Here is a 232-nt window from a genome sequence, read left to right on the forward strand (position 1 = left end):
AGTTAACCGAAGTTGAACATCTCATTCAAACCAATACCTTAACCCCTGCGCTTTGGGCTGAGCATGTCACACTCGCCAAGCGGCATTGGTTTAGGTTATTTGAGTTTGCGCTACCTGACATGTTGCCGATCATCGCATCATTAACGGATTCTCAGGTAAAGCAAATTCTTACCCAGTCTCGAAAAGACGAGCAGGAATTGATTAAGGAATTTGCCGGTAAAACTCCAGAGCA

The 232-nt window shown here is 44.8% G+C and carries 1 protein-coding gene; it reads left to right on the plus strand.

The genetic code is table 11. From position 1 onward, the window contains the following. The coding region (locus tag B4920_RS28165) for a hypothetical protein (RefSeq protein ID WP_216820157.1) at positions 1-232 on the plus strand (232 nt) is incomplete at both ends.

The organism is Zoogloea sp. LCSB751, assembly GCF_002028455.1.
Classification (GTDB): domain Bacteria; phylum Pseudomonadota; class Gammaproteobacteria; order Burkholderiales; family Rhodocyclaceae; genus Zoogloea.